This is a genomic window from Pseudomonas sp. GP01-A4, assembly GCF_058780865.1.
Map to the genome: position 1 here is coordinate 49,961 of NZ_JBYSWF010000051.1, position 7,331 is coordinate 57,291.

The following is a 7,331-nucleotide window of genomic DNA, read 5'->3' on the forward strand; positions in this document are numbered from 1 at the left end:
CATCCCACGCCCCGACGAGATAATTCCTACACAAACACAGGACGCTCGCGCCTTCACACCAATTGAATCGAGGTAGGGCCACTGCTATTAATTGATCACTTGCGAAATTACGCGCAAGTGGGGAACTCACTATCGAGTGCCTCTCATTCAAAATAGAAACGAGGTGATTGAAATGGGTAATAAACGCTCCGAAATAACCATCCCGACTGGCTTTCCGCAAAACGCAGGCGCATCCGAAAGCTTACTAGCGACCGAGGTCCACTTCTTCGCCACACTCACAAACTGACATTCCATACAAATGAAGCACCCGCTAAAAAATGCCGAAAGGAAATCCTTTCGGCATTCAAAAATAACGAGGCAAGCATGTCAGAGCGAGAACTAAGCCCAACCAATGCTCTATCAAAAATAAAAGAGACCATTCATAACCTTGGCCTAACTGCGATTACGCAGTATGCAAACAAAGAAAACCTAGTAGCGACAACGGAACTGTACGACGCAAATAGCCAACTAGTCGCATCGGGCGCAGGCAAAGGGCCCGAATCACTTATTGGAGCACTCGCTGAAAGCTTAGAACACCTTATCGCGGGCCAACCAATCGCCCTTGGTATTACGACGTGTCACTGCAAGGCAGTTGCTGCACAAGCGCCAGCAAAAATCGATGGCTTACTCTTCAACTGCTCTCAAATCAAGGAGCCTCTTGAATGCTTAACGCTCACAACCCTTGATAAAAAGGAAAAATTATTAGTCCCACACGCGCTCCTCTGCCCAGCCATCGCCAAAAACAAACATCCCAAAGGAAACTCTCACTTAAATTTTCTAGCCCGCTACTCATCCAATTCAGGTATGGCATTCGGATGTACGGAAGACGAGGCCCTCTTGCACGGCATTCTCGAAGTCATTGAGCGACACATTCTATCGCTTTTTTATATGGCAATTTGCAAAATCGGCCCACCCATAAATTTATACTCCCCGTCCACATCCCTCCTTGCGATGGCACTACATAACAATCCGTATGCAATAAAATCTGCCCAACGTCTCCAGATCGTGGTCATTAAAGATTTTTTAGGCGTTTATTTTGCAGCAGCTTTCCCCAGAGCGGGCGCAGGCGATCTACATATTGCATCTGTTGGCTCAGGTTGCTCGCTGGACGTTAACGTAGCTTTGCAGCGAGCGGTGACGGAGCAATTCCAAGCAAACGAACTGTATGACTCTGCAGGAGAGGAGCTGGACAAGAAAACCCTGGAGCTGCTGTCTAGCTCAGAAAAGCTCAAACCTCTCATTGAGTTCTCCTCAATAAAGAACTTGAGACTGCCCCTCATTAAACATCAACACAAACAATTCTCAGCAAGCGTTCCGCATCAGCTGCAAATATTACAAAACAGCCTTTCCAATGACGAAAAGAAAATATTCTTCAGAACACTCACCAAGTTTGCCAACGGCTGTAGCGTTATACAAATCTACATCCCCAGCCTTGAGCGCTTCAACATTATTAGAAGTGGAAACTTGGTAGCGCCCCAGCACACTCTACTCAGCTGCCCCACCCCTACACTATAAGTATGAATGCAGCGAAGAATGCCTATAGGCGACCAAATGCAAACACTTGTTAAAATAGCATGCAAACAGCATACAGCTCTGCTTACGTCTACCGTCCTTACCACAATAGGGCTTAAAGTTATAGCGCTCGCGCCACCTTTACTGCTAGGAGAAGTCGTAGACGCACTTAGCAACAACCAGCCAACAATGAACACCTTATTCATACTGATTGCAGGCTTCATTCTGGCCGGATGCATTCAGGCCTTAGTAAACCCTGCGCAAATATTCCTATTATCCAAGCTAATCCAACAAATCGTAAGAGATGCTTCGATCAATTGGATTGGGCAATTACTGCACAAAGACTTTCATCACTTTAGCTCATGGCGCATTGGCCACTTCATAAAGTCTGTGGAACGCGGAATCACGGCTCACGAAAAATTGCTTACGTTTTTCGTCACTGTCGCATTTCCTATGTGCCTGGAGTTGCTAATTGTTGGGGGAGCCTTTTTGTATATGGGTGGTAGCGGAGTGTTCCTCGCTGTGATCGGCCTGAGTGCTATCTATCTTTTTACAGCCCACAAAATCATAAGATGGCGGAGAAAGCACATTGACAGGATCAACGAACAAGAAGATGAGCTGGGTGCCATTCTGTTCAACACTTTAAAATCGGGGAAGTCTATAAAACTGGAAGGAGCAGAACATACTGCCACACACCCTTTGAATGAAGCTTTCACCCAATACGCCAATGCCGCGGTAACAGTTACAAGCTCCGGCGGTTTTTTAAACGGTATAAAGATCCTATTCATCAGCCTTGCCACCGGAGGGCTACTTGGCTGGGGGGTATTGGATCAGCTTTCAGGACAACCCGTTATTAGTCTTGGGCAATTAGTTGCGACATTCTCAATCGCTGGCAGCTTCTTAATCAACATTACTGCGCTTACAGAAGGCTACCGGGTACTGGATCAATTTCTCGCAGACCAGCGCCGACTCCTGCACCTACTGTCGTTACCAAATTTTGGCGACGACAACGGCCAACTCGAAATACCGCTAAAGCCCAAATCAACGTTAATACTTAATCCCTGCATCGTGACTGACACCAGCTCCATCCGCTTGACCATCAAGACAGCCATCGAATTTACCCAAAGTCAGTCAGTTGCCATCACTGGGCCAAGTGGAGCGGGGAAATCTACCTTGCTGGAAGTGCTGGCAGGCTTGAACCCCTCACTGACAAGCAGGTTGCTTATCGACGACAAGCCCATTTGCGAACTGAGTGCCCAAGCGCATTTGAGGTACCTGAGGTATTGCCCCCAGTCGCCCCAGTTCCTGGAAGGCTACTTTGATCACTCCGTACTGTTTGGAATCCCCCCCTCCCCACACTTGAACCACGCAATTGAGCAACTGAACCTGGAAGAAATCGTTTTAAACCGCAGCCTCAGCGAAAACGCGTCCAATATTTCAGGAGGCGAAGCAAAGCGTCTGTCCCTGCTGCGCCTCGTCAACAGGCCCGGGGAATTCAATTTATTCGATGAACCCAGCGCGTCCATTGAACAAAAACTGGCTACGCCTGTGTGGGATCTGCTGTTCGATATCTTCGGCAAACGCGGATTGATATGCGTCACACATGATGTCCGCCACCTGCACCGTTTTGATCAGGTTATTGTCATGTCAAACGGAGCAATCATTGATCAAGGCCCTTGGAGCGAGTTGGCTAACAAAACGTCGATCTTGACGCTGTTAAGTGACTTTGATCTGGAAAACCAAACCGGCAACAGCTAGGAGCCCCTCATACACGATGCAGCACAAAATTCGCCGCAATGGCACAATTGCCCTGCTTCGCCCTCCCCCAGACAGGATTAACCATGCCATTGCAACTCACTACCGCCCACCTGATCGTCAACCCGTGCGATGACGAAGAAGACAACATGGCCATGCTCTGCTGCCACGGCGACAAGGGCGAGATGTTCATGGTGACCCGTTATCCGGACGAGGACGAGGTGGAAGTCACCTGGGATTACGAGCCGTCGACCCTGGACGGGCTGAAGATCACCCTGAGTGCCACGACACTGTTGGTGGAGATTGGCGCGGCGGATGCCGATGCATTGGGCGGCCACGATCAATTGGCAATCACCCACGGCACCGCCGAGTCGGATCTGGCCGAAGTGGAAGAAACCCTGCAGAACATTCTCAAGGGCACCGGGACCTATATCCGGGCCTAGTTGCCAAATCCGCACAATGTGGCGAGGGAGCTTGCTCCCGCTGGGCTGCGAAGCGGCCCCAATCCAGCCAACTGCGTTCTGCCTGGAAAAACTCGGCAGCCTTGCTGGGGCTGCTGCGCAACCCAGCGGGAGCAAGCTCCCTCGCCACAAAGGCAGGCGCCTATCGGAAAAAACCTCAGACATTTCCCACATTTCCCGAAAAATACCCCCCGCGCCGTTAGTCTCCACCCCCTCCGATGCATTAAAGTAACGCCCCCAGGCCTGGCATTTTTCGCAATGCCCAGTCTCACCTCTCCAGGAACCGTCATCGATGGAACATCGTGAAGCGCTGCTTGCGCTGCGAACCTTTCTTTCAACGCAGATTCTCGGCCAGGAAAAACTCATCGAGCGCTTGCTCATTGCCCTGCTCGCCGATGGCCATATGCTGGTTGAAGGCGCTCCCGGGCTGGCCAAGACCAAGGCCATCAAGGAGCTTGCCGAAGGGATCGAGGCACAGTTCCATCGCATCCAGTTCACCCCCGACCTGCTGCCCGCCGACATCACCGGCACCGAGATCTATCGCCCGGAAACCGGCAGTTTCGTGTTCCAGCAAGGCCCGATCTTCCACAACCTGGTGCTGGCGGACGAAATCAACCGTGCCCCGGCCAAGGTGCAGTCGGCATTGCTCGAAGCCATGGCCGAGCGCCAGGTCAGCGTGGGGCGCAGCACTTACGAGTTGTCGCCATTGTTCCTGGTGATGGCCACGCAAAACCCGATCGAGCAGGAAGGCACCTACCCGCTGCCCGAAGCCCAGCTCGACCGTTTCCTGATGCACGTGAAAATCGGCTTCCCCGATGCCGCCGTCGAGCGCCGCATCCTGCAGCAGGCCCGTGGCGAAGCCCTCAACGGTGAAACCAAGCCCGAGCGGCGCGTCAGCCAGCAGGCGATCTTCGCCGCGCGTAAGGAAATCCTCGGCCTGTACATGGCCGATGCGGTGGAGGAATACCTGGTGCAACTGGTCATGGCCACTCGCACACCGGCCAAGTTCGACCCGGAAATGGCCGAATGGATTGCCTATGGCGCCAGCCCTCGTGGCTCGATTGCGCTGGACCGCTGCGCCCGGGCCCACGCCTGGCTGGCCGGCCGCGATTTCGTCAGCCCGGAAGACATCCAGGCGGTGCTGTTCGACGTGCTGCGCCACCGCATCATTCTGTCGTTCGAGGCCGAAGCGGCCGGCATCGACCAGGACCGCGTGGTGCAACGCATTCTCGACGTCGTTGCCGTCGCTTGACGTCCATGAACGCTGGCGATGGAACCCGTGTCACCCTGAGCGAATTGATCGAGATGCGTCATCGCGTGCGGGAAGTGCAGCTATTTTCCACGCCGAGCCAGCGCAGCCCGCTGATCGGCCTGCACCACTCGAAACTGCGCGGGCGCGGGGTCGACTTCGACCAGGTGCGGGTGTATCAGGCCGGCGACGATGTGCGCACCATCGACTGGCGCGTCACTGCACGCACCCAGGAGCCACACACCAAGCTGTTTCATGAAGAGCGCGAACGGCCGATCTTCATCATGGTGGAGCAAAGCTGCCGCTTGTTTTTCGGCTCGGGGCAGATGTTCAAATCGGTGCTGGCGGCCCAGGCGGCGAGCCTGATCGGCTGGGCAGCGCTGGGCCATAACGACCGGGTCGGCGGGCTGGTGTTCGGTGACAGCGAGCACTACGAAATCAAACCCCGGCGCAGCAAGCAAAGCCTGCTGCAATTGCTCAACCGGTTGGTACGGGTCAACCAGAGCCTCAACACCGAACGCCGCCCCGAAGCCGACGCCCTCGGCATGGCCTTGCGCCGAGCCCGGGAAGTATTGCGCCCGGGCAGCCTGGTGATTGTGATCTGTGACGAGCGCGCCCTGACCGAAGGCGCCGAGCAACAGCTGAGCCTGTTGTCGCGGCATTGCGACCTGCTGCTGTTGCCGGTGTCCGACCCGCTGGACCACGCCCTGCCCGCCGCCGGGCTGCTGCGCTTCGCCGAGCGCGGCGCACAGCTGGAACTGGACACCCTGAATTTTGATCTGCGCCAGGCCTACAAGGCCCAGGCCGAAGCCCGCAGCGCACGCTGGGAACTGCTCGCGCAAAAGCTGCGGGTGCTGTTGATGCCCTTGAGTACCCAGGGTGAAATGGTCGAGCAACTGCGCGAATACCTGAACCCGCAACGCCCGGTTAAAAAGCAATGAGCAGCCTCGACCAACTGCAACCCCTGATCGCCCCGCCAGTGATCGGCTTCTGGCCGCCGGCGCCGGGTTGGTGGCTGTTGCTGCTGATCATCCCGTTGGCGGGCTGGGGCCTGTGGTGGCTGCGCCGTTTCCTGCCAGCCAAGCGCCCATTGGCCCGTGCCGAACACCCCCTGGACCCGTTGCGCATCGCCGCCCTCGCCGAACTGGCCCTGATGCCCAAACCCTACGACGGCGCACCGGCCGGTGCCTGGCTGCAACAGCTCAACGGCCTGCTCAAGCGCCTGTGCCGCAACGACTACCCCTACAGCCAGAGCCACACCCTCAATGGCCGCAAGTGGCTGGCGTTCCTCGACAACCGCTGCCCCGCCGCCGGCCTGACCCGCTGGATGGTGCTGGTGGAAGGCGCCTACAAGCCCGAATGCAAACTCGACGACAAGGCCATCGCCGGTCTGACCCAGGCTGTCGATACCTGGATTCGCAAACATGTTTGAGTTCGCCTGGCCGTGGATCTTTGCCCTGTTGCCATTGCCCTGGTTGCTGCGCCTCATCCTGCCGGTGGCCGACAGCGGCGAACCGGCGCTGAAAGTCAGCTTCCTCAGCGACCTCGAAGGCCTGGCCCGCCGCCGCGCGCGGGTCAACCTGCCGGGCTGGCGCCAGCAAGCACCGTTTGTGTTCCTGTGGCTGCTGCTGTTGACCGCCGCCGCCCGCCCGGAATGGCTCGGCGAACCCTTGCCGATTGCAGCCAGCGGCCGCGACTTGCTGGTGGCGGTGGACGTTTCCGGCTCGATGGACTTCCCCGACATGCAATGGCAAGACGAAGACGTCAGCCGCCTGAGCCTGGTCAAGCACCTGCTGGGAGATTTCCTGGAGGGCCGCGAAGGTGATCGCGTGGGATTAATCCTGTTCGGCAGCCAGGCCTATCTGCAAGCGCCGCTGACCTTTGACCGGCGCACCGTGCGCACCTGGCTGGATGAGGCACGGATTGGCATCGCCGGTAAAAACACCGCGATTGGCGACGCCATCGGCCTGGCCCTCAAGCGCCTGCGCCAGCGTCCGGCGCAAAGCCGGGTGCTGATCCTGGTCACCGACGGCGCCAACAATGCCGGCGAAATCGACCCGCTGACCGCCGCCCGCCTGGCCGCCGAAGAAGGCGTGAAAATCTACCCGATCGGCATCGGCGCAGACCCCGAGCAAACCGGCTCCCTGGGCATCCTCGGCGTCAACCCGAGCCTCGACCTCGACGAACCGGCCCTCAAGGCCATCGCCGAGGCCACCGGCGGCCGCTACTTCCGCGCCCGCGACGGCAACGAACTGCTGAAGATCAAGGAAACCCTCGACCAGCTCGAACCCGTGGCCCAGCAACCCACCCAGGCC

At 56.8% G+C, this 7,331-nt stretch carries 7 protein-coding genes; all 7 read left to right on the plus strand.

Annotated elements, in window-relative coordinates:
* Nucleotides 1-363: 363 nt before the first annotated feature.
* Nucleotides 364-1,554 carry a YcaO-like family protein gene (locus AC3WKX_RS24470; protein ID WP_256579750.1) on the plus strand — a complete coding sequence of 397 codons (1,191 nt, stop codon included), beginning with the start codon at nt 364-366 and terminating at the stop codon, nt 1,552-1,554.
* A 36-nt stretch (nt 1,555-1,590) separates the two neighbouring features.
* A complete protein-coding gene (locus AC3WKX_RS24475) occupies nt 1,591-3,309 on the plus strand; it encodes an ATP-binding cassette domain-containing protein (protein ID WP_256579751.1) in 1,719 nt (572 codons plus the stop codon).
* Between the two features lie 83 nt (nt 3,310-3,392).
* The gene (locus tag AC3WKX_RS24480) at nt 3,393-3,749 is read left to right on the plus strand and encodes a hypothetical protein (protein ID WP_003212949.1); all 357 of its coding nucleotides are present in this window, start codon (nt 3,393-3,395) and stop codon (nt 3,747-3,749) included.
* Between the two features lie 310 nt (nt 3,750-4,059).
* Nucleotides 4,060-5,019, plus strand: coding sequence for an AAA family ATPase (locus AC3WKX_RS24485; protein WP_003218556.1), 960 nt, complete (start codon nt 4,060-4,062; stop codon nt 5,017-5,019).
* A gap of 5 nt (nt 5,020-5,024) precedes the next feature.
* Entirely contained in the window at nt 5,025-5,957 is a 933-nt protein-coding gene (locus AC3WKX_RS24490) for a DUF58 domain-containing protein (protein WP_003218540.1), read from the plus strand.
* On the plus strand, nt 5,954-6,448 hold the full coding sequence (locus AC3WKX_RS24495; RefSeq protein WP_102604670.1) for a DUF4381 domain-containing protein: 495 nt from the start codon (nt 5,954-5,956) through the stop codon (nt 6,446-6,448). The genes AC3WKX_RS24490 and AC3WKX_RS24495 overlap by 4 nt, the downstream gene beginning before the upstream one ends.
* Nucleotides 6,441-7,331: vWA domain-containing protein (locus tag AC3WKX_RS24500; protein WP_102651254.1), on the plus strand; the 891-nt coding region annotated here is incomplete at its 3' end. The genes AC3WKX_RS24495 and AC3WKX_RS24500, both read left to right, overlap by 8 nt.

Bases quoted from the DNA above. Each gene is read 5' to 3' on its own strand.
- AC3WKX_RS24470 (WP_256579750.1), top strand. From the start codon at position 364: ATGTCAGAGCGAGAACTAAGCCCAACCAATGCTCTATCAAAAATAAAA.
- AC3WKX_RS24475 (WP_256579751.1), top strand. From the start codon at position 1,591: ATGCAAACACTTGTTAAAATAGCATGCAAACAGCATACAGCTCTGCTT.
- AC3WKX_RS24490 (WP_003218540.1), top strand. From the start codon at position 5,025: ATGAACGCTGGCGATGGAACCCGTGTCACCCTGAGCGAATTGATCGAG.
- AC3WKX_RS24485 (WP_003218556.1), top strand. From the start codon at position 4,060: ATGGAACATCGTGAAGCGCTGCTTGCGCTGCGAACCTTTCTTTCAACG.
- AC3WKX_RS24495 (WP_102604670.1), top strand. From the start codon at position 5,954: ATGAGCAGCCTCGACCAACTGCAACCCCTGATCGCCCCGCCAGTGATC.
- AC3WKX_RS24480 (WP_003212949.1), top strand. From the start codon at position 3,393: ATGCCATTGCAACTCACTACCGCCCACCTGATCGTCAACCCGTGCGAT.